This is a genomic window from Neobacillus sp. K501, from assembly GCF_053749995.1.
Map to the genome: position 1 here is coordinate 1 of NZ_JBSLYA010000014.1, position 20,168 is coordinate 20,168.

Here is a 20,168-nt window from a genome sequence, read left to right on the forward strand (position 1 = left end):
GATTCGCTCGACTTGCATGTATTAGGCACGCCGCCAGCGTTCGTCCTGAGCCAGGATCAAACTCTCCAAGAAAGTTGATATAGCTCATAAAGTTACGTTGGCTTAGTTTCTATAGTAGAAACTAAAATATTATTGTTTGTTGACGTTTTTGTTTGTTTAGTTTTCAAAGAGCAACTAGTACGTCGCCCAAAAGCGACTCCTTTAATTTAACACATCTCAATTCGCAAAGTCAACAACTTTTTTTTTTTTTTTCGTTACGACTCTCTCGAAGAGGACGAGATTTAATATAACATGATATAAAAATGATTGCAATATAATTTTTAACTTTTTTTTGATTTGCTAACATCCCACTATAAAACCGACTTCCTGTTTGATGAGGGAATAAAAGTATAATTAAATAGAGGATAACTATGAAAGTGTAACGAAATCATAAAATATAGGATAACTGTATAAATAATTATAATAACGATTATTTAAATTTTCTGTCATTGGACGTGAAACTTCATGGAATATGTAGATATTGATATGTTAATTAAATTAGGTATTTCAGCAGTATTTGGGCTTATCATTGGACTTGAACGTGAATTAAAAAGAAAACCAGTTGGTCTAAAGACAAGTTTGGTAATATCCGTCGTAAGTTGTCTTCTAACGATTGTATCAATTGAATCCGCCTATATGTTTCCTAATTCTGATGATGTAAGAATCACAATGGATCCGCTCCGACTTGCAGCACAAATCGTTTCAGGAATTGGTTTTTTAGGAGCTGGTGTTATCCTTAGAAGAGGTAATGACAGCATCTCCGGCCTAACCACTGCAGCGATGATTTGGGGAGCAGCGGGAATTGGGATTGCTGTAGGTGCCGGCTTTTATATCGAAGCATTTGTTGGAGTTGCCTTACTAATCATTAGTGTAGAATTTATGCCCTATTTAATGAAACTCGTTGGTCCTAAACAATTAAGAGAAAAAGAAATTATGCTTCAGCTTTTTATTCGAGATCAAATCCAAATTGAAAAAGCGATAACCTCATTAATGGAGAAAAAATATATTATCCGCAGAATCCGAATTAAGGATTTAGACAATGGTGATCATCTTGTTCAAATATTGGTTGCTGTGGATTACCGTGAAAGAACAACCGATGTCTATTCATCTGTTTCCGCACTTGAAGGTGTTAAAAAAGTTGAAATCGAGAGCATGAGTTAAGGACCAAACTTTCTTGGTCCTTTTCAAAAAAATTCTCTTGCCAGAATGCTTTGATGCAGATATAATTTTCTTGTACCACTTATACGGGGGCTTAGCTCAGCTGGGAGAGCGCTTGCATGGCATGCAAGAGGTCGTCGGTTCGATCCCGATAGTCTCCATACGATTTTGACCATGTTAACGCATGGTCTTTTTTGTTTTTGATCAAACAGTAATCAAGTTTATTATCATAGTTAAATTTATCTCCCAAAAGATTAATCTTGTTAATTTGTTAATAATCATTCGAGGTAAATGAATGGTTATTTTTTATGTTAATTTGCTCTATAGGAATTACATAATTTTCTAATTCAAGGGAATAATTGTCATAAGAATATTATTGGGATGTGATTAATCGGTGGATGAGTTATTACATAAAATAAAAGGATCTCTTGGTGACAATGATGATTTCTTCTTTCAGGAAAAAATATATTTTAACAACCCAGTAATGCTTTTAGGCATTAAAACTATCGTTGATTTACCAAACACACTAGCAACCATTCAACATCATCTTGAGAACACGTACACAAGTTATTCATCATTGGTGATGTTTTTAGAAGCATTGGGTGAAAGGCTGGATCCAGCTACTAATCAAGCCGTGTCATCTATATTAGAAGGAAACCTGCTAATCTACAGCCCCGAAAACAGAATTCTAGTTAAAATCACCCCAGTTTCAAAGTCGCTTACACGCTCCATCGAACCTCCATCCAATGAAAATCTCCTCCAAGGTTCATTAAGTTCCTTTAATGAAGATATGGACACAAACTTAGGATTAATAAGAAAACAGCTGATTACAAAATCCTTGCAGATTCGGACAATTTCTATTGGAAAGAAACAGACTAAAGGCATTTCTATTATTTATGACCTAAATTATGCTGATCAAAAGTTAGTACAAAAAATCATTGACCAGGTGCACTCGAAAAAAAACATGACAGTTAATCATCTTCAGGATATTAACAAAATGTTTGGAATCTCCCCATGGAGTGTGCTATCCCAATATAACACCACCGAAGCGCCTCAAGAGGCAGTGAAATTTCTATTAAAAGGGAGAATTATTATGTTTGTGGATAGAATCCCGTTTGCTTTAGTTATTCCTAGTTTGTTCTGGGACATGTTTGCAACAGGAAATGATCGTAACTATCCATTTTTGATAATGTTATGTATACGTTCCTTACGGATTATCGGAGTATTATCAACTTTAATTATACCAGGGCTGTATGTTGCCTTGGTTGCGGTTAATCCTGAGGTCTTAAAAATCGAATTAGCATTATCTGTTGCACAAACACGTGAGGGAGTTCCATATCCAGCACTTATTGAGATTATTTTTCTGCTTATTATTCTTGAATTAGTATTAGAAGCCAGTGTGAGGCTTCCAAATAGTATTGGTCCAACGATCACTATGGTTGGTGGTATTATTCTTGGACAAGCAGCAGTGGAAGCACGGCTCGTTAGCAATCTGCTTATCATTATTTTAGCCGCAACGACCATCGCCAATTCTACGATTGTTGGTTTTCGAAACTCTATCTCGATTCGCTTATTTAAATATGGAATTCTCGTCCTTGCCTCTATATATGGGATTTTCGGGATATTGGCAGGGTTATTCCTTGTTTGTACATATCTTGGCAGTATCAGCACTTTCGGGATTCCATCCCTCAACTTTACTTCTTTTAAGGGTGACGACAAAAGTGGATAAAAGTTTACATGTAGTTTCAATGTACCTCCTAACTCATTTAGGACTTATTTTCTTTTTATATCCTGGAGATGTCATTGCCAGCACTGAGGCTGGGCATTGGCTGCCAATTATGATAGGTGAAGTCGTTCATTTCACCATAATCATGGTATACATGAAAGGATTGAGCTATTTTCCAAACGAAGACATCATCCATATTTATTCTAAAAGAGTTGGGAAATGGACTTCGCTTTTTTTTCTTCTGCCCATTGCCCTCTATTTCTTTGCGGTTATTATAATTACTGTACGAACCTACTCAGAAATAGTATCTATCGTTTTATTGTCAAATACCCCTTTGTGGGCGGTCTTAGCACTAATCTTAATTGTATCTTTTAGTCTTGCCGCACAAGGGGTGGATGCCATTTTCCGCACTGGGGTCTTGCTGGCGTTTCTTTTTCTTCCATTAGTCATTTTTATCTTTTGCATTTCTTTTCAAAATGTCGATTGGTATTATGTATTCCCTTTACTAGATAAAGATTTTTCCTTTTTTACCACTTCCAATTTCCTTAAAAGCTTTTTTGCTTTTGGTGGTGGGTTTTTGTTCCTTGGTTTTATACAGCCTCAGCTTCCTTATAGCAAGAAGTATGTCATTTATACCGCGGTAGCTCTTATTCCTTGTTTTTTATTTTCTGTTTATATCCCCATTCTAACCTTTGGACAAGCGACAGCATCAACCTTTATTTTTCCTTTTGTTGTTGCAGTGGATGCTGTCAATATTAATTGGCTGATGTTTGATAGGATAACGATCTTTTTTCTTATGAGCTTGATTACATTTATCATGCTGTTCCTTGCATTAGTGATATGGAAAATGCTGAAGATTATTAATGCCTACCTTCCAAGCATTAAAAATATTTACCTATTACTATTTTTCATTTCTTTCTTTTTTATAATTTGCATGCTAATTCCAAACTGGGAGGATGCAGAACGCTTCTTTAAATGGAATACCGTATTACGGTTTTATGTCATGTTGGTTATTCCATTTTCAATATACTTTCTTGGTATTCGGAATAGAAAGAGGAATAACAATGAGAATATCTAAAATTGGAAAACTATATCTCATTTGTTCAATGGTATTCACCTTATCTGGCTGTTGGGATAACAAAGATATCAATCATCGGACAATACCTGTGGTCCTTGGCGTGTCCAAAAAGGAAAAAGATTACACAGTCTATTTACAAATTCCAATTCCTCTTAAAGAAACCATAAAAACAAAGATCATTATTGGGAAAGGAAAGACCGTGAATCAAGCGATTGATAATATCAGTAGAGATGAAGAGAGCACCGTGGATTTGCTTCATGTAAAAGTAATTCTAATAGAAAATAACCTTGCTAAACAGGGGGTTAAGGATCTCATCAGCGGATTTATGCGCTCAAGGGATGTTTCTCCAAGGGCTCTAACTGCCATTGTTGAAGGCGATTTTGAGCAATTTTTTAAAAAAATGGAGAAAAACGAAGAGTTTGGAGGAACCAATCTATTAGACTGTTTTGAAAAAAGTGCCGGCTGGAGCCCGCAAATTGCCATCACCCGGATATGGGAGCTTTACCGGAGTATTCATTCGTATACACATGACGTACCAATCCCTCTGTTCACGATTGGAAAAACAACTATGGTTGAACAATTAGGTTCTGCCGTGATAAAAAATGGCAAAATGGTTGGAAAAATCAGCCCTGACGAAACATTGCTGTACAATGCCTTCAAAGGTGAAAGTGTCAACGGTAAAATTGAGGTAATGGATGCAGCAAGTGTAATGATACTCAGCAACCATTTAGACCATGAAAGTAGATTTGTTAAGGGCAAGCCTCAATTAAGTAGTACACTTAGATTAAAAGTGATGGTATTGGAAACGAACAAAAATCCTTCAACTGATATCATCAAGAAACAAACAACCTCATTACTTAGAAATCGATTCCAAGAAATGCATAAACACCTCCAAGAGGAACAAGCAGATATTATTGGCATAGGACAGTACTTTAGGCAAATCCTTCCTCGAGATAGATTAAAGTACTGGCGCTCTCAATACTTTCCAGACTTAATCATGGATTTTCAGGTTCATGTGGATATTCAAAACAGCGGAAATTTAAAAATACCTTTTAAGTGAGCTTGCAAAAGATAGATTTTTAGTTTTTTCCCAATAATCTCTGATAACAAAACCTTTGCCTAGCAAAGGTTTACTCTTTTTTACTTAAATGATATATTTCTTTACTTTAAAAATGACTTAAAATTTTTCCCAACCTTAATGTAGCAGTGCAATAGAAAATAATGTAAATTTCCCTATTGCCAACAATATTTTTTTACCCCTATAATGAAAAACGTAATAAAAATTTCTAATTTTTAGAAAATTCACGTATTGAGAGGGGGGCTTCCATTGGAGGCAAGAAAAATTAAAGGTAATTCTGAAAGCGATTACAGTTCGATAGTGAAATCAGCATCGTTCCAAACACTACTCTCCGAAAAGAAAAAGTTTATTATTCCTGTTACGATCTTCTTTTTTTGTTTTTATTTTGCCTTACCTATCTTAACTTCTTATTCAACCATCCTAAATAGCAAATTTATTGGCAATATTACATGGGCTTGGGTATTCGCGTTTCTCCAATTTGTAATGACATGGGCCTTATGCATCCTCTATTCGAGAAAAGCTGCGCGCTTTGATCAATTAGCGGAAGAAGTTGTTCGAAACGGAGGAAAAAGCTGATGAATACTACTGCCTTTATTATGTTTCTTGGAATTGTTTTCGTGACGTTGATCATTACATACTATGCTTCAAAACGAACGAAAAACGCGAGTGAATTCTATACAGCTGGCGGTGGGCTTACTGGCTGGCAAAACGGGTTGGCGATCGCAGGGGATTATATGTCTGCCGCCTCATTCCTAGGAATCGCTGGTGCTGTTGCCCTTACAGGGTTTGATGGTTTCTTTTATAGCATTGGTTTCTTAGTAGCCTATTTAGTAGTTTTATACATTGTGGCTGAACCATTAAGAAACCTAGGGAAATATACCTTTGCTGACATGATTGCTTCAAGATTTGATGCCAAAAAAGTCCGTGGTTTTGCAGCAATGAATACAATGACCATCTCTATTTTTTATATGATTGCTCAGCTGGTCGGAGCCGGTGCACTCATTAAATTATTGCTCGGCCTAGAATATACTACTTCTGTTTTGATCGTTGGGGTACTGATGACGGTCTACGTTATCTTTGGGGGAATGCACGCCACAAGCTGGGTACAAATTGTTAAAGCAGTCCTTTTAATGGGCGGTACTTTTATTATTTCAATGATCGTTTTTGCTAAATTTAATTTCAGTCTTATGGACATGTTTGCTCAAATGAAAACAGCCACACCTTTAAAAGAAGCTTTCTTAAACCCTGGGGTAAAGTACAAAGACGGAATAGACACGCTTTCGTTAAATTTAGGACTAGTTCTAGGAACGGCTGGTTTGCCTCATATTCTCGTTCGCTTCTTTACTGTAAAAGATGCAAAAACGGCACGTTCTTCCGTGGTTTATGCAACATGGGTAATTGGATTATTTTATGTAATGACGATTTTCCTCGGTTTTGGTGCTGCCGCATTTGTCGGTACGAATGATATCGTTGCTGCCAATGCAGCCGGAAACATGGCTGCACCATTGCTAGCACAAGCACTTGGAGGAAACATGTTGTTTGCCTTTATTTCAGCGGTTGCTTTTGCGACCATCCTCGCGGTTGTAGCAGGATTGGTATTAACAGCTGCTTCGGCATTTGCCCATGATTTTTATAATGAAATCTTGAAGAAAGGTAAAGCAACTGAAACACAGCAAGTACGTATGGCAAGATGGGCTGCAATCGGAGTTTCTGTCTTATCTATTATTCTTGCTTTAGGGGCTCAATCCCTTAATGTTGCGTTCCTTGTTTCTCTTGCGTTTGCAGTAGCGGCAAGTGCAAACCTCCCAGTCATCATTTATACGATTTACTGGAAACGATTTAACACAACTGGAGCTATTTGGGCGATGGTTGTTGGTCTCATTTCAGCCATTGGTCTAGTATTAATTAGTCCTAATGTATTCAGTCCTGAAGTTGGAAAGGCAATCTTTGTCGGAAATCCAATTTTCCCATACACCACTCCAGGAATTGTTTCGATTCCACTAGGATTTATTGCCGGTTATCTTGGCACGATTTTATCAAAACAAAAAGCTGATGTGAAGAAATATGAAGAAGTGCTTGTTAAATCCAATACAGGTATTGGGATTAATCAATCATAAAACAATAAGCGCTGTATTTATGAGAAGAGAGGCTGACCGTGGTCAGCCTCTCTTTCCTGTTCTTGGTTTGCTTGTGGTTTTACGACTAGTTGCACTATGCTTTGATTTTGATTCACTTACTTTTTTACGACTAGTTCCATCTTGTTTTGGCTTACTTGAGTTTTTACGCCAAGTTGCACCTTGTTTCTGTTTACTTTCATCCTTCGCCCTTGGCGGCTTATTACTACGCTCACCAGCCGGTTCAGTGTTTCTGTCTTTTTTGGAACCTGTTGTTTTTTTATTCTTAATTTCATTTTGCTTAGTAGGTTCCTTTTGTCTACCTTCGATGTTTCCGATATTCTGTTTTTGAATTTTAATATTCAGCTCTTTTTCAATCATCTCGAGAGTCTGCTTGTCTTCTGAGGAGTAAAAGGTAATCGCTATCCCTTTTGTCCCCGCTCTACCCGTTCGGCCAATTCGGTGAATATAGCTTTCTGCGTCCTGGGGAATATCGTAATTAAAAACGTGGGTAACCCCTTCAACATCAAGACCTCTTGCCGCTACATCCGTCGCGATAAGTAATTGTATTTCTCCATCCCTGAATCGTTTCATGACTTGTTCTCGTTTCGCTTGAGAAAGATCCCCATGAAGCTCATCACATAGAAATTTATGAGATTTAAGCACTTCGTATAATTTACTAACCCTCCGTTTTGTTCGGCAAAAGATGACAGCTAAATATGGCCGATGCGTTTCAATTAATTGTACGAGTGTTGCCTGTTTTGCCCGATCGATTGTATGAATCGCAATCTGTTTCACATTAGTAGCAGGCCCTTGAGTTTTCTCTACTTGAATATACGCTGGTTCTCTCATATGCTTACCAGCTAAGATTCTAATTTCCTCTGGCATTGTTGCAGAGAAAAGCATAGTCTGACGGCTTGTTGGCGTTTCTTTAATAATGTCCTCTACTTCATTTAAAAAACCGATATGAAGCATTTGATCGGCCTCATCTAGAACAAGGTGATTAACTTTTGATAATTGGATTGTCCCTCTTCTAATATGGTCTAACAGCCTTCCTGGCGTCCCTACAACAATCTGCACATTTCTCTTCAATTTTCTTAACTGTTTATCAACATCCTGTCCCCCATAAACAGCCAGTACATCTACACCTTCTAGATCAGATATTAGCTTTTCAAATTCATCGGTAATTTGTAAAGCCAATTCCCGAGTTGGGGTAACGATTAGAGCTTGTATATGCTCTGCTTCTAGATCTATTTTTTCTAGAATTGGTAAAATAAAAGCAAATGTCTTGCCTGTTCCTGTTTGGGCCTGGGCAATGACATCCTTATTCTCCAATACATATGGAATGGCTTGTTCTTGAATGGGTGTCGGCTCTGCAACACCAAATCCACGTAATTTTTTCACTAATTCATCTGAAATACCTAACGATAAAAAATCAGGCAAAAAAATCCCTACTTTCTAAACTCATATCGTATTTATATTGAGTGTTTATCACCGAAATAGCAAATATTCTTTTAAAAATGTTGAAATCACTCTCATTTTTACAACTGACATGCTATGATAAATTGAATTTACCTCTTCTATCGATGATGATTCATCGATTTTATAGATACGTAAGGAGAAGATTTGAATGGATTTGCACCAGCTCTATGTTTTTACAAAGGTAGTGGAACATAAAAGCTTTTCTAAAGCTGCAGAGGATATTTTCTTAAGTCAGTCTACAGTAAGTTCCCATATTCATACATTGGAAAAAACGTTAAACATAACCCTTTTTGATCGTGTTGGAAGAGAGAGTATTCTTACCCCTGCCGGAGAACGATTGTATCAATGGGCGTTAAAAATGCTACTGCTCAAAGATGAGGCGATGATGGATATAAAAGAAGGAATGACAGATCTTAGAGGAATGATTCGAGTTGCTGCAAGCTCGGTACCTGGTCAATTTATGCTCCCCAAAATGATAAAACAATTTAGAGCACAATATAATCAAGCCATGTTCCATATCACTCAGTCCTCTTCAAAAAATGTCTCAGAAAAGGTACTAAGCGGGAAGGTAGATTTAGGAATTTTAGGTGAAAAGTATGCAAATGATAAATTGAACTATATCCCAATCGTAAAAGAAAAATTGGTATTAATTACATCGAATGACTCGAAACTTCATGGCCCTGTTCATATTAAAGATATAGTAAATTTTCCTTTTATCATGCGAAATTCCGATTCTGGGACAAATGCACTCCTTGAGCGCTTTCTGAAAAAAAATATGATTTCGAAGGACCAATTAAATATTATTGCCTATACGGAAAGCGGACAAAGTTTAATTCAATTTGTTCTCCAGGATATCGGTATCGCGATTATTTCTGAAATCGCTGCTAAGGAATATGAAAGTAATCAAATGCTCAAGGTCCATGAGATAATTGGATTTAATGATGAAAGATATTTTTATCTTGTCTACAATAAACATAAAACGCTATCTATGTTAGCAAAATTGTTTATCGATGAGGCAAAAGGCATTGTAGAAAATAAATATGACTGACTATCACCACAGTCAGTCTATTCTTCATAGATCATTTTTCTTGTCATACCGCCATCTACTACTAAATTAATACCTGTAACAAAGTCATTTTCTTTTGCAGTTAAGTAAAGACATGCCCGAGCAATATCACTTGGTTTCCCAACACGTTTCGAAAAATGTTGTTCATGGTCAAGTGAGGTTAACTGGGAGTAGTCACCTGTATGAATCCAACCTGGTGATATCGCATTAACGGTAATCAAGTCCTCGCTGAAAGAAGCTGCTAATGCATGGGTTATTGCCACAATCCCTCCCTTAGTTGCTGCATATCCTTCCGAATTTGGCTCTGACATAAGCGCTCGGGTGGATGCAACATTAACAATTGCACCACCATTTTCATTGGTTCTCATATACCTTGCTGCTTCCCTCGAACATAAAAAGACACTTCTCAAATTCGTTTGGATAATATCATCCCATTCTTCCACCGTTACATCATAAGGAGATTTAAATAAGCCTTTTCCAGCATTGTTAATTAAGATGTCAATCCTGCCAAAGTTTTCATTTGTTTTATTCATCAACTGAATTATATCCTTTTCTTCACGAACATCTGTCTTGATAAACAGGAGATTACTCCGCTCGTTCATATGCCCCCCAGCGGGTTCTTCGATATCAGCCATGACTACTTTTGCTCCACATTTAATATATTCAGAAGCGATGCCTGCTCCAATCCCATTGGAAGATCCAGTCACAATGACCACTTTATTGTTAAAGTCCACTATTATTACTCCCTCCTCTGTTTGTGATTACATTTAGTTTACCTTCTTAAACGTAAAAGAAATACAATTTTTACTAAGTAAAAAATAAGTAATTTAAGAAAAAATAAGTGAAATAATAAAAGGAGGACAAAAATATGCCCGAAATATGTTTTTATTGCGTAAATGAAATCGAGGGAAATAAACATCATCATGTGAGTTTTCTAACCTCCAATACAGAAAGAGAGGAAGTCCTTTGTGCTGAGTGTTACCAAGAGTGGTTACATGGTTTAAAAGAATAGCTCCACAACAGCAGCAATGGCAGATTCGAGGTGATTGAACATGTCCATTAAAAAGAAACTTCCATTACTATTTACTTTGTCAGTTTTCTTAATCTTGTTATTAAATAACACCTTTCAATATGTTCGTTCAAAAAGTCAATTGCTTGACTATAATGAGAAACAAGTTGCCTTAATTACGAAAGAAGTATCCTTTCAGGTGGAAAATACAACTCAAGCCACATTATATGTAGAAGATATTTTAGCCAGAGAATTAAGAATAGCTTCGGTAGCAATCGCAAACGAACTACCGCCTGATTATCATGATGTTACTAATGAACAATTAATGCAGCTCGCCAAAGATTTGGGTGTATCCCATATTACACTTCTCGCCAAAACAAACGATGACATTATAGGTGTTCGCTCTTCTGACCCTGATGAAATAAACATGTCAACAAAGGATTGGGGCTATTGGTACGATGCATTTCACCAATTGTTTGACTTAAAACCTACCACCGTTAAAGAAGGGTTATCTTTACCCAATTACTGGTCTGGCCCAATCGAGATTGCTGCATCAGACCCAGATCATATTGATAAATGGGGGTATTATTTCGACGGCACCACCAATTACATGATTAACCCTTATTTTCGTGACAATGTGGTATTAGAATATGAAGAGCGATTTGGACCATGGAATTCCATTCGTACCTTAACAAAAGAAAAGGGAATTTTAGAAATTTCGGTTATTAATCCTAAGAATTTTGGTAAAGGCGAGGAAATTGCCTACTCAAACGGAAATAGCTTCATACGCATTTCCTCTCGACCAATCTGGTATGGCACCTACAATTACCGAAATATTAATAAAGATAGCACATATATTGAAAAAGCAATGTACTCAAAAAAGACCCAGTCCTACAAGGACGTGCTGAACGACAAAAGTGTTATGAAAACCTTTGTACCCATTTTCGACCACAATAAAGAGCAGCCTTATGTGATTGGTCTTGTTTATGACTATGGTTTGATTGAGAAGCAGCTTTATGAAGAATTGAAGGTCTATCTCCTCTTTTCAGTAGCCATTATGCTAGTTGTACTTTTCGTTAGTTTCATTTTTTCTCGTTCCATCACTCGGCCGATTGGCTATATTGTTGAACAGGTAAATGAAATTGCTGAAGGTAAATTTGGAAATACTCTGAAGTTAAATCGGAAAGATGAGTTAGGTTTGCTAACCGAAAACGTAAATTCACTTTCGAATCGGCTTCGGAATTATGTTGATGATTTGAAACAAAGTAAAGAACTAATAGAATTCCAAGCCTATCATGATCCATTAACCGGGATGCTGAATCGAAGATTTTTGCTGGAGAATTTATCTTCAATCCTAGAAATGGCAGACGGGCAGGGCGAACCCGTTTCCGTTTTATTTATTGATCTAGACCGATTTAAGCATGTTAATGACTCCTTAGGGCACAACAAAGGCGATGAAATTCTTAAAATCGTTGCAGATCGAATTGAAACTTTACTGCCAGAAAAAAACAATATGATTATAAGACAAGGTGGAGACGAATTTATTATTCTGGTGGTAAATAGCAGCATAGAGGCAATTAAAACTACCGCAAATAATCTTATTCAAGCCTTAAAAAAGCCATATTTTTTAGAAGGCCAGGAAATACATCTTGGTGCAAGCTGCGGTATAAGTCTTTACCCAGAGCATACCAAAAACCAGGTCAACCTCGTTGTATATGCGGATTTAGCGATGTATGCTGCTAAAAAACTGGGTGGTAATCGGTATATTTTTTATGATGAGGAGCTTGGAAAAGCAAACAAAATGAAGCCTCAGATAGAGTCTCGTTTAAGAAAAGCAATTGAGCAAGGAAATATCGAGGTGTATTACCAACCAAAAATGAATGCCAAAACGAATACTATTTTCGGTGCAGAAGCGTTAGTACGATGGACCGATGAAGAACTTGGTTTTGTACCTCCAGACATTTTTATTCCGATAGCCGAAGATACTGGCTTAATTCATCCTCTATGGGAGTTTGTAATGGAAACTGCTTGTCGGCAGATGAGCGAGTGGAACAAACAGTTTTCTCAAAATTGGATTATTTGCGTGAATTTCTCAGGCCGCCAATTTCTTGAACCATGTAATATGGTTAATAAGATTAAAGAGGTATTGGAAGCAACTAACTTGCCACCTAAAAATTTTGAAATAGAGATTACCGAAAGTATTTTAATTAACCATTCCTTAGAACTCGTCCAAACACTTCAATCTATCAAGGAGCTAGGTATAGCCATTGCCATTGATGATTTTGGGACAGGATATTCATCACTAAGTTATTTAAAAAATCTCCCTATCGATGCTTTAAAAATTGATAAGTCCTTTATTCAGAATATCGATGAAGACCTTGGAAATTCAGAGATACCAGAGGCGGTAATTAATCTTGCCCGCAGCCTCCATTTAATGGTTATCGCAGAAGGGGTCGAAAAGGAATATCAAAAAGAGTTCTTATTATCGAGTGACTGTGTATTGATGCAGGGTTATTTGTTTAGTAAGCCTTTAAATAAAGAGGATTTTGGCGATTTTATAATAAAGTATATGAATTAAGGCAATCGACTTCACGGAAAAGCTGAAGCTGATTGCCTTTGTTTTTATCTGCTAGTGCATTCGTCATACTTATATATGACACTGCCTTTGTCATCGATATTTAATTGTTTGACTGCCATATCTTTGAATGCAGCTTGTAAGGAAAGCGCCAAACTTTCCCCTTTTCCTTTTTCACAAAAGCATAAAAGTGTTGGACCAGCACCACTTAAAGCGACACCAAATGCCCCTTTTGCTATAGCCACTTCTTCCACTTCATCATAGAAAGGGATTAATGATTTTCGATAGGGCTGGTGAAAGAGATCCTGCTTCATCATCTTCCCTGCCAATTCCCAGTTTTCGCTAAGTAAGGCTGCCACTAATACATTTGCAGTTGCAGATGCTTGAATGGCATTGGAGTAAGAAAAAACAGACGGCAGTACACCACGGGAAGCTTTCGTTAATAGGCTTTCCTTCGGAATCACGGCTACCATTTCCAACGAGATATTCGTTGCTGAAAAAAGGTCAACATCATTTTCTTGGTAGCAGCCAATAATTAGGCCCCCATATAATGACGCACCAACATTATCAGGATGGCCTTCTTGCTCCGTGGCAAGCAGTAATTTCTCTTGCTTCGATAACCGTAATTCACCAAGGTAATCTGCCAGCTCAATCCCTGCAACAATCGCACTAGCACTTGACCCAAGTCCTCGAGCTAACGGAATTTCACTCTCTACTTTAATCTTACATGGTTGTAGATTCACATTGTATTTAGCAGCTGTTTGAATCGCAATCTGACAAATAAAATGATGTTCATCAGATGGGAACTGCTTAAGTTCATCATTTGTGGTGCTCAAAACCCAATTGTCACTCTTCTCAACTTCTAATCGCAAATACAAATCAAGGGCGACCCCGATCGAATCGAAGCCTGGCCCAAGATTTGCTGAACTTGCTGGAATTTCAATGACAAACTTTTCATCACTCAGAGTCATCGATGGACAACTCCTCTAATATGCTCCTTCACTGCCTTCTCATCATTCGGCAATTGTTGAACGTTTACAAGACTGTTATGAATCGCTGTATCTGGATCCTTTAATCCATTACCCGTAAGAACGGCCACAATTTTAGTTCCTTTTTCGATTTTTCCTTTTTGAATCGATTTAAATACTCCGGCAATCGATGCACATGACGCTGGTTCAGCAAAGATTCCTTCGGAAGATGCTAATTTCTTATAAGCAGCTAAAATTTCTTCATCACTAACTTCATCAAAGAGACCCTTCGATTCCTCTACTGCGGAAACGGCCAAATTCCAGCTGGCAGGATTACCAATTCGGATCGCTGTCGCAATTGTTTCTGGATTTTCAAACACACGATTGTGCACAAGTGCTGCAGCACCAGCTGCTTCATATCCATACATTTGCGGCAAGCCAGTTCCCTTATGCTCTCTGTATTCTTTAAACCCTTTCCAATAAGCACTAATATTTCCGGCATTCCCGACTGGAATTGCTAAAATATCAGGAGCAAAACCAAGCTGGTCACAAACCTCAAAGGCTGCCGTTTTTTGTCCTTCTAAACGGTAAGGATTGACAGAGTTAACAAGGGTAATGGGTTCCTGTTCACTGATATTTCGAACCATCTTTAAGGCTTGATCGAAATTCCCTTCAATCGAGATAATCTCAGCCCCATACATCATCGCCTGAGCTAATTTGCCCATCGCAATTTTGCCCTCTGGAATGACAATGATGCAGCGTAATCCTGCACGGGCAGCATAAGCGGCGGCCGCGGCTGAAGTATTTCCTGTCGAGGCACAAATGATGGTATCACTACCTGCCTCAATTGCTTTTGCAACTGCCATTACCATCCCGCGATCTTTAAAGGAGCCTGTTGGGTTTGCACCTTCGTATTTAACATAAAGCTCTATATCCAGTTCCTTTGAAAGACGATCGAGCTTTACTAACGGAGTATTTCCTTCATGTAAAGTGAGCAAAGGAGTTTCTTTATTTATTGGTAAAAATTCTTTATATGCTTCAATCAATCCCGGCCATCTCATAATGATTTCCTCACAACCCTATATGCGCTTTTTAGTTCTTTCACTGCTGGCAAATCATTTAATTCATGGATAATGGCATCATAATTCGTTAACGATGCCCGATGTGTCACTAAAACAATTTCAGATATCTCATTCTTCTTGACTGGCAGCTGCAGTATTTTTTCAAAGCTAACACCATACTTGGCAAAAATTGTAGTTATCTCTGCAAAGACTCCCACTTCATCTTGAACATGGATGCGTAAAAAGTATTTCGAGTACTTTTCATTATTATCCTTTAAGCGTTTCGGATATTGTGGTGTAACCGCACTTCGACCATTGACTCCGATTCGTAAATTTTTTATGACACCGACCAAATCAGAAACAACAGCAGTTGCTGTTGGCAGGCTTCCAGCACCCGGGCCATAAAACATCGTTTCCCCTACAGCTTCTCCATAAACATAAACAGCATTATATTCATTTTGCACAGATGCCAATGGATGATTATCAGATAAGAACGTCGGCTGCACACTTACCTCGACTTTTTCACCTTCACGATGGGCATATCCTAGAAGCTTCATCGTATAGCCCAACTGCTTGCCATAGCGAATATCTTCATCTGTAACGCTAGAAATACCACTAACACTTACATCTTCCAAATCTATATGCATTGAAAAACCTAATGTCGCTAAGATCGTCATTTTCCGGGCAGCATCCAAACCTTCTACATCCGATGTCGGATCTGCCTCCGCAAACCCAAGCTCCTGCGCTTCTTTTAAAACGTCTTCATATGCGGAGCCTTCTTGGCTCATTTTCGTTAGAATATAATTGGTTGTACCATTTACAATTCCCATCATTTGCGTTATCCGGTCTGATGCAAGACCATCCACTAAGCTTCTTAAAATCGGAATACCTCCAGCAACACTGGCTTCATAGAACAAATCACAGCCATGTTCGGAAGCAACAGTCAACAGTTCAGATCCATGGAGAGCCATTAAATCCTTATTTGCTGTAACCACATGCTTCCCATTACGGAGTGCTCCAAGTAAATATTCTTTCGTCTCGGAGATACCGCCCATTACTTCAATGACAACATCTATTTCAGAATCTTGAAGAATATCAGAAGGGTTCGATGTCAACAAACTTGTATCTATTTCAACAGGTCTTGTTTTATGTAAATCTTGGACAAGGATTTTTTTGATTTCTACCGGGCAACCCACCTGGTGCATCAGTTTATCTTGATGATTTTTGATTATCTTTACAACACCTGAACCAACAGTTCCTAAACCTAATAATCCAATCGAGATTGCTTTCATCCTTTTCCCCTCCTACACTGTCTACTGAGTGTGTACATTTGTATTTCTATAGTAGACATTATATGACTCTATCAAATTTTTTTCAATAAATTCTTTTTTTGTAAAATTCAGTGTAAACGCTTAACCACCTGTCAATTATAGCTTACAAATTTTAAAATAATTTTTAAAATCAAATCATTCAAAAAATTTTAATTTTATCCCTTTACAATGGTAAAGGTGAGGATGTAGAATAATCAGCAAGGTAAGATATTTCAGGTAATTTAATATAAATGTAATGATGAAGACGGTAGTAAGAAAGGGCTTCAGAGAGCCGGTGGTTGCTGAGAACCGGTGCACTTTCTTATCGTACCCAGCCCTTCTGAACTGGCTAGCCGAATTTTATTAAGTAGGCAGGCCCGGATAAAAACCGTTAACCAACCAGAGGCTGCACATTTTGGCAGCGAACGAGGGTGGCACCACGTAGATCACGTCCCTCATAACAAGGCACAACTGTCTTTGTTATGAGGGACTTTTTATTTATTTTTTTAAAAGTCGAGGAGGAATGGATAAATAATGTATAAGGTACTTGTAACAGATGGTATTAGTGATTCAGGATTAAAAAGCTTATTTGAACACCCGAATTTTACAGTAGAACGTCAGCCTACCCTTCCACCAGAAGAACTAAAAAACATCATCGGTGAATATGAGGCATTAATTGTTCGCAGTCAAACGAAAGTAACAGAGGATCTCCTTCAATATGCAGACCGGCTTAAAGTCATTGCTAGAGCAGGTGTCGGTGTCGATAACATTGATATCAACGCCGCAACAAGAAAAGGAATTATTGTCATCAATGCTCCAGGCGCCAATACCATCGCCGCTACTGAACATACATTAGCGATGATGCTCTCATTAGCCCGTAAAATTCCACAAGCCCATCAAAAAACGACTGCTGGCGCTTGGGATCGTAATTCCTTTAAAGGGGTAGAATTGTACAAAAAAACACTTGGTGTTATTGGGATGGGTAAAATCGGAACAGAGGTAGCCAAGCGTGCTAAGAGCTTTGGAATGAATATTTTAGGATATGATCCTTATTTTACTGAAGAAAGAGCAAAAAAACTTGGTATGACCAAAGCAAGCCTTGATTTGATTGCCCGCGAGTCAGATTTTATTACCCTCCATACACCGCTGACGAAGGATACAAAAGGGTTAGTAAATGAAGAATTCCTATCTAAAACAAAAAAAGGTGTCCGATTTGTCAATGTCGCTCGTGGTGGTCTTATTGATGAAAAAGCCTTGGTTCAGGCAATTGAAACCGGCCATGTTGCCGGAGCTGCCCTTGATGTTTTTGAGCAGGAGCCTGCTGTTGATCCAGAACTGCTAAGTAATCCAAACTTCGTTGTGACACCTCATCTCGGTGCCTCAACCGTAGAGGCTCAGGAAAAGGTTGCCCAAGAGGTAAGTGCGGAAATCATCGACATTCTTGAAACGCAATCGATTCGAAATGCAGTAAATATGCCGCAAATGTCTGGAGAAACACAACAAAAAATGCAGCCATATTTACTCCTCGGCGAGCAAATTGGACAGCTAGTGGTTCAATTATTAAAGCATGCTCCTTCCAAAATTGAAATCAATTATTATGGTGATTTAATTGAGGAAGATACAGAGCTATTAACACGAACAATGATCAAGGGAATACTCGGTTACCACTTAAGTGACTCGGTTAATCTAATCAATGCGTTCCATTTATTGAAGGAACAAGGTGTTTCTTACAATGTCCAAAAAAATGCTACGAATAAAGGTTTTGCTAATTATCTAGAACTTTCAATCTCAAAAGGTGTGGAATCCGCTAAAATTGGCGCAACGGTTTTAAACGGCTATGGCGCCAGAATTGTAAAAATTAACGATTCTCGTATTGATGTAAGGCCAGAAAAACATCTTCTGTATGTAAAACATCAGGATGTTCCAGGAATGATTGGAAAGGTTGGTTCTCTTCTCGGAGATTACGATATCAATATTGGAACGATGCAGGTGGGAAGAACAGCCGTTGGCGGAGAAGCAATCATGGTTCTTACACTTGATAAGAAGTTAAGTCCAGAGGTTACCCGGATGTTAACGATGATTAACGGTCTCGATGAAGCTCAGCTTTTAGAGCTCTCCAATGTCGATTCCTTTTATCCAGGAAGGCTCGAGTTGGAAAAAGTAAAATAATTTCAATTGAAAAGAGGACTTGCCGATTTATTGTGGCAAGCCCTCTTTTTTATTAGGCAAGATTATCCTTCAGTATTAATGGTGTTTTTTACCTCAAGGACTGTATCAAGAATATAGTCTGCCTCATGCTTTTCAAAGGTCCCTCTTGCATCATTACCTGATAATCCCGTTAGCACCGCGGCAAATTGACAGCCCATCTGCCTTGCAGCCAGTAGATCTGCCAATGAATCCCCCACCACTAGTACCTCTTCCGCGTTTTCAAGTGGTAAACCAATAGCTAAACACTCTTCATCAGAGGTCTCCCTGCCCAAAATGCCCTTGATATAGGTAAAAGGGTGCGGCTTTGATAACGATTTCCATTCCGGAAGCTTCTTTTCAGCTTTCAGCACATCATCAGCCGTAACAATATGATTTTCATCAAAGTGTTTTAACCAGTCTAAATGTTGAAAAGGCTGAATGGTCTCCAGCTCAGGCCTTCCTGTACCAATCCCAATTTTCACACCTAATCCTATTAAAAACTGAAATAAAGCATCGATCTTTTCTCTTGGGGATAAAGTTGTTTCATTGGCTAGAAACCCCTTTTTACCAGTTTGGACAGATTGCCTTCCAGTCGAACTAAAAACATTTTCATCACCAACATACCATTCCTGGGACACATGTTCACATACAGACCAAAGCTCTCCTTTTTCAAAAATGTTGGTTTCAATTCCCAGCTTTTCTTGAACAAGATAATTCAAATAACTTAATAACTCCTGTTTCATCGCCTGTGACCGCTCAAAATCTTGAACAAATAAATGAAAATCCGTTCTTACTGAATATTGGTTCAAGACCTTCCCAATTGCCAATAATGTTTTCCGATTAACCGGTGCCTGGCACCACGAGATTATTTTTTCTAATTCAGTATCCTTTATTTGCGATAATAGGTGGATTAATTGATAGCTGAAGGCTAGATAGATCATGTCCCAGTTTGCATTTAATCCGCGAGATTTCATAAACTTTAGGACTTCATCGTTTTTACCAAACACAGCCTCTCGGATTTCCTGAATTTCATTACGATTATAGTCTGTTTTAAATTTTTCAGGTGCCAATGCTAAATACTTATCGCTAAATAACATCTCCCAAACGGTTAAGGCAGATGCATCGAAATAATGTTCTTCACTTAATAAGACTCCATCAACATCAAACAAAACAGTTTTAATCATGCTCCTCTACCCTTCTGTCTACTTTTATACTTTATCGTACCACAGTAAACCATATTAGATAAAGGAAAAACAAGCTATTCGTTGACAATAATTAAGTATAGGGAGTAAAATTTAATTGTGCGCAATTTAATTT

Annotated in this window: 15 protein-coding genes, 1 tRNA gene, 1 rRNA gene and 1 other annotated feature; of the genes, 10 read left to right on the forward strand and 7 right to left on the reverse strand. The window is 37.9% G+C overall.

Annotation, left to right across the window (positions count from 1 at the left end; all coding sequences use genetic code 11):
• A 16S ribosomal RNA gene (locus tag ACWM35_RS22615) occupies nucleotides 1–72 on the reverse strand; the annotation flags it as partial.
• A gap of 432 nt (nucleotides 73–504) precedes the next feature.
• Here ACWM35_RS22615 and ACWM35_RS22620 point away from each other — a divergent pair.
• The 7 genes from ACWM35_RS22620 to ACWM35_RS22650 all read left to right on the forward strand — a co-directional run bounded on the left by ACWM35_RS22620 (nucleotide 505) and on the right by ACWM35_RS22650 (nucleotide 7,196).
• Nucleotides 505–1,200 (forward strand): MgtC/SapB family protein, encoded by a 696-nt coding sequence (locus ACWM35_RS22620; RefSeq protein WP_454821162.1) that lies wholly within the window; start codon nucleotides 505–507, stop codon nucleotides 1,198–1,200.
• Between the two features lie 85 nt (nucleotides 1,201–1,285).
• Nucleotides 1,286–1,358, forward strand: a tRNA-Ala gene (locus ACWM35_RS22625).
• Between the two features lie 233 nt (nucleotides 1,359–1,591).
• The gene (locus ACWM35_RS22630) at nucleotides 1,592–2,926 is read left to right on the forward strand and encodes a spore germination protein (protein ID WP_454821163.1); all 1,335 of its coding nucleotides are present in this window, start codon (nucleotides 1,592–1,594) and stop codon (nucleotides 2,924–2,926) included.
• Nucleotides 2,919–4,001: a GerAB/ArcD/ProY family transporter gene (locus ACWM35_RS22635; RefSeq protein ID WP_454821164.1), complete on the forward strand. Its 1,083-nt coding sequence runs from the start codon at nucleotides 2,919–2,921 to the stop codon at nucleotides 3,999–4,001. The genes ACWM35_RS22630 and ACWM35_RS22635 overlap by 8 nt, the downstream gene beginning before the upstream one ends.
• On the forward strand, nucleotides 3,988–5,061 hold the full coding sequence (locus tag ACWM35_RS22640; RefSeq protein WP_454821165.1) for a Ger(x)C family spore germination protein: 1,074 nt from the start codon (nucleotides 3,988–3,990) through the stop codon (nucleotides 5,059–5,061). Before ACWM35_RS22635 ends, ACWM35_RS22640 begins: the two co-directional genes overlap by 14 nt.
• Before the next feature lie 267 nt (nucleotides 5,062–5,328).
• On the forward strand, nucleotides 5,329–5,655 hold the full coding sequence (locus ACWM35_RS22645; RefSeq protein ID WP_454821166.1) for a DUF485 domain-containing protein: 327 nt from the start codon (nucleotides 5,329–5,331) through the stop codon (nucleotides 5,653–5,655).
• Nucleotides 5,655–7,196 (forward strand): solute symporter family protein, encoded by a 1,542-nt coding sequence (locus ACWM35_RS22650; RefSeq protein ID WP_454821167.1) that lies wholly within the window; start codon nucleotides 5,655–5,657, stop codon nucleotides 7,194–7,196. The genes ACWM35_RS22645 and ACWM35_RS22650 overlap by 1 nt, the downstream gene beginning before the upstream one ends.
• A 42-nt stretch (nucleotides 7,197–7,238) precedes the next feature.
• Here the strand turns inward: ACWM35_RS22650 and ACWM35_RS22655 are convergent, their stop codons facing one another.
• Entirely contained in the window at nucleotides 7,239–8,636 is a 1,398-nt protein-coding gene (locus ACWM35_RS22655; RefSeq protein WP_454821168.1) for a DEAD/DEAH box helicase, read from the reverse strand.
• A 187-nt stretch (nucleotides 8,637–8,823) separates the two neighbouring features.
• Here ACWM35_RS22655 and ACWM35_RS22660 point away from each other — a divergent pair, with 187 nt between their 5' ends.
• Nucleotides 8,824–9,723, forward strand: coding sequence for a selenium metabolism-associated LysR family transcriptional regulator (locus ACWM35_RS22660; protein WP_454821169.1), 900 nt, complete (start codon nucleotides 8,824–8,826; stop codon nucleotides 9,721–9,723).
• Between the two features lie 17 nt (nucleotides 9,724–9,740).
• On the opposite strand, the gene ACWM35_RS22665 is transcribed toward ACWM35_RS22660, so the two are convergent.
• Nucleotides 9,741–10,475 (reverse strand): SDR family oxidoreductase, encoded by a 735-nt coding sequence (locus ACWM35_RS22665; protein WP_454821170.1) that lies wholly within the window; start codon nucleotides 10,473–10,475, stop codon nucleotides 9,741–9,743.
• Between the two features lie 318 nt (nucleotides 10,476–10,793).
• On the opposite strand from ACWM35_RS22665, the gene ACWM35_RS22670 reads away from it, so the two are divergent.
• Entirely contained in the window at nucleotides 10,794–13,328 is a 2,535-nt protein-coding gene (locus tag ACWM35_RS22670) for a putative bifunctional diguanylate cyclase/phosphodiesterase (RefSeq protein ID WP_454821171.1), read from the forward strand.
• Between the two features lie 44 nt (nucleotides 13,329–13,372).
• Here ACWM35_RS22670 and thrB read toward each other — a convergent pair whose 3' ends face one another.
• Genes thrB through ACWM35_RS22685 form a run of 3 tightly spaced genes read right to left on the reverse strand, consistent with a single transcriptional unit; the run spans nucleotide 13,373 to nucleotide 16,646 of the window.
• Entirely contained in the window at nucleotides 13,373–14,296 is a 924-nt protein-coding gene (gene thrB / locus ACWM35_RS22675) for a homoserine kinase (protein WP_454821172.1), read from the reverse strand.
• Nucleotides 14,293–15,354, reverse strand: a complete 1,062-nt coding sequence (thrC, locus tag ACWM35_RS22680) for a threonine synthase (RefSeq protein ID WP_454821173.1) — start codon at nucleotides 15,352–15,354, stop codon at nucleotides 14,293–14,295. Before thrC ends, thrB begins: the two co-directional genes overlap by 4 nt.
• Nucleotides 15,351–16,646: a homoserine dehydrogenase gene (locus ACWM35_RS22685; RefSeq protein ID WP_454821174.1), complete on the reverse strand. Its 1,296-nt coding sequence runs from the start codon at nucleotides 16,644–16,646 to the stop codon at nucleotides 15,351–15,353. Before ACWM35_RS22685 ends, thrC begins: the two co-directional genes overlap by 4 nt.
• 265 nt (nucleotides 16,647–16,911) lie before the next feature.
• Nucleotides 16,912–17,123: a binding site (T-box leader), on the forward strand.
• 75 nt (nucleotides 17,124–17,198) lie between these two features.
• Between ACWM35_RS22685 and serA the strand changes: the two genes are divergently transcribed.
• Nucleotides 17,199–18,833, forward strand: coding sequence for a phosphoglycerate dehydrogenase (gene serA / locus ACWM35_RS22690; RefSeq protein ID WP_454821175.1), 1,635 nt, complete (start codon nucleotides 17,199–17,201; stop codon nucleotides 18,831–18,833).
• Nucleotides 18,834–18,895: 62 nt separating this feature from the next.
• Here the strand turns inward: serA and ACWM35_RS22695 are convergent, their stop codons facing one another.
• Nucleotides 18,896–20,035, reverse strand: coding sequence for an HAD family hydrolase (locus tag ACWM35_RS22695; protein ID WP_454821176.1), 1,140 nt, complete (start codon nucleotides 20,033–20,035; stop codon nucleotides 18,896–18,898).
• Nucleotides 20,036–20,168 lie beyond the last annotated feature (133 nt).

Excerpts from the sequence above, each read along its gene's own strand:
- ACWM35_RS22620 (WP_454821162.1), top strand. The coding sequence starts at position 505 with ATGGAATATGTAGATATTGATATGTTAATTAAATTAGGTATTTCAGCA.
- ACWM35_RS22640 (WP_454821165.1), top strand. The coding sequence starts at position 3,988 with ATGAGAATATCTAAAATTGGAAAACTATATCTCATTTGTTCAATGGTA.
- ACWM35_RS22650 (WP_454821167.1), top strand. The coding sequence starts at position 5,655 with ATGAATACTACTGCCTTTATTATGTTTCTTGGAATTGTTTTCGTGACG.
- ACWM35_RS22660 (WP_454821169.1), top strand. The coding sequence starts at position 8,824 with ATGGATTTGCACCAGCTCTATGTTTTTACAAAGGTAGTGGAACATAAA.
- ACWM35_RS22670 (WP_454821171.1), top strand. The coding sequence starts at position 10,794 with ATGTCCATTAAAAAGAAACTTCCATTACTATTTACTTTGTCAGTTTTC.
- thrB (WP_454821172.1), bottom strand. The coding sequence starts at position 14,296 with ATGACTCTGAGTGATGAAAAGTTTGTCATTGAAATTCCAGCAAGTTCA.
- thrC (WP_454821173.1), bottom strand. The coding sequence starts at position 15,354 with ATGAGATGGCCGGGATTGATTGAAGCATATAAAGAATTTTTACCAATA.
- ACWM35_RS22685 (WP_454821174.1), bottom strand. The coding sequence starts at position 16,646 with ATGAAAGCAATCTCGATTGGATTATTAGGTTTAGGAACTGTTGGTTCA.
- serA (WP_454821175.1), top strand. The coding sequence starts at position 17,199 with ATGTATAAGGTACTTGTAACAGATGGTATTAGTGATTCAGGATTAAAA.
- ACWM35_RS22695 (WP_454821176.1), bottom strand. The coding sequence starts at position 20,035 with ATGATTAAAACTGTTTTGTTTGATGTTGATGGAGTCTTATTAAGTGAA.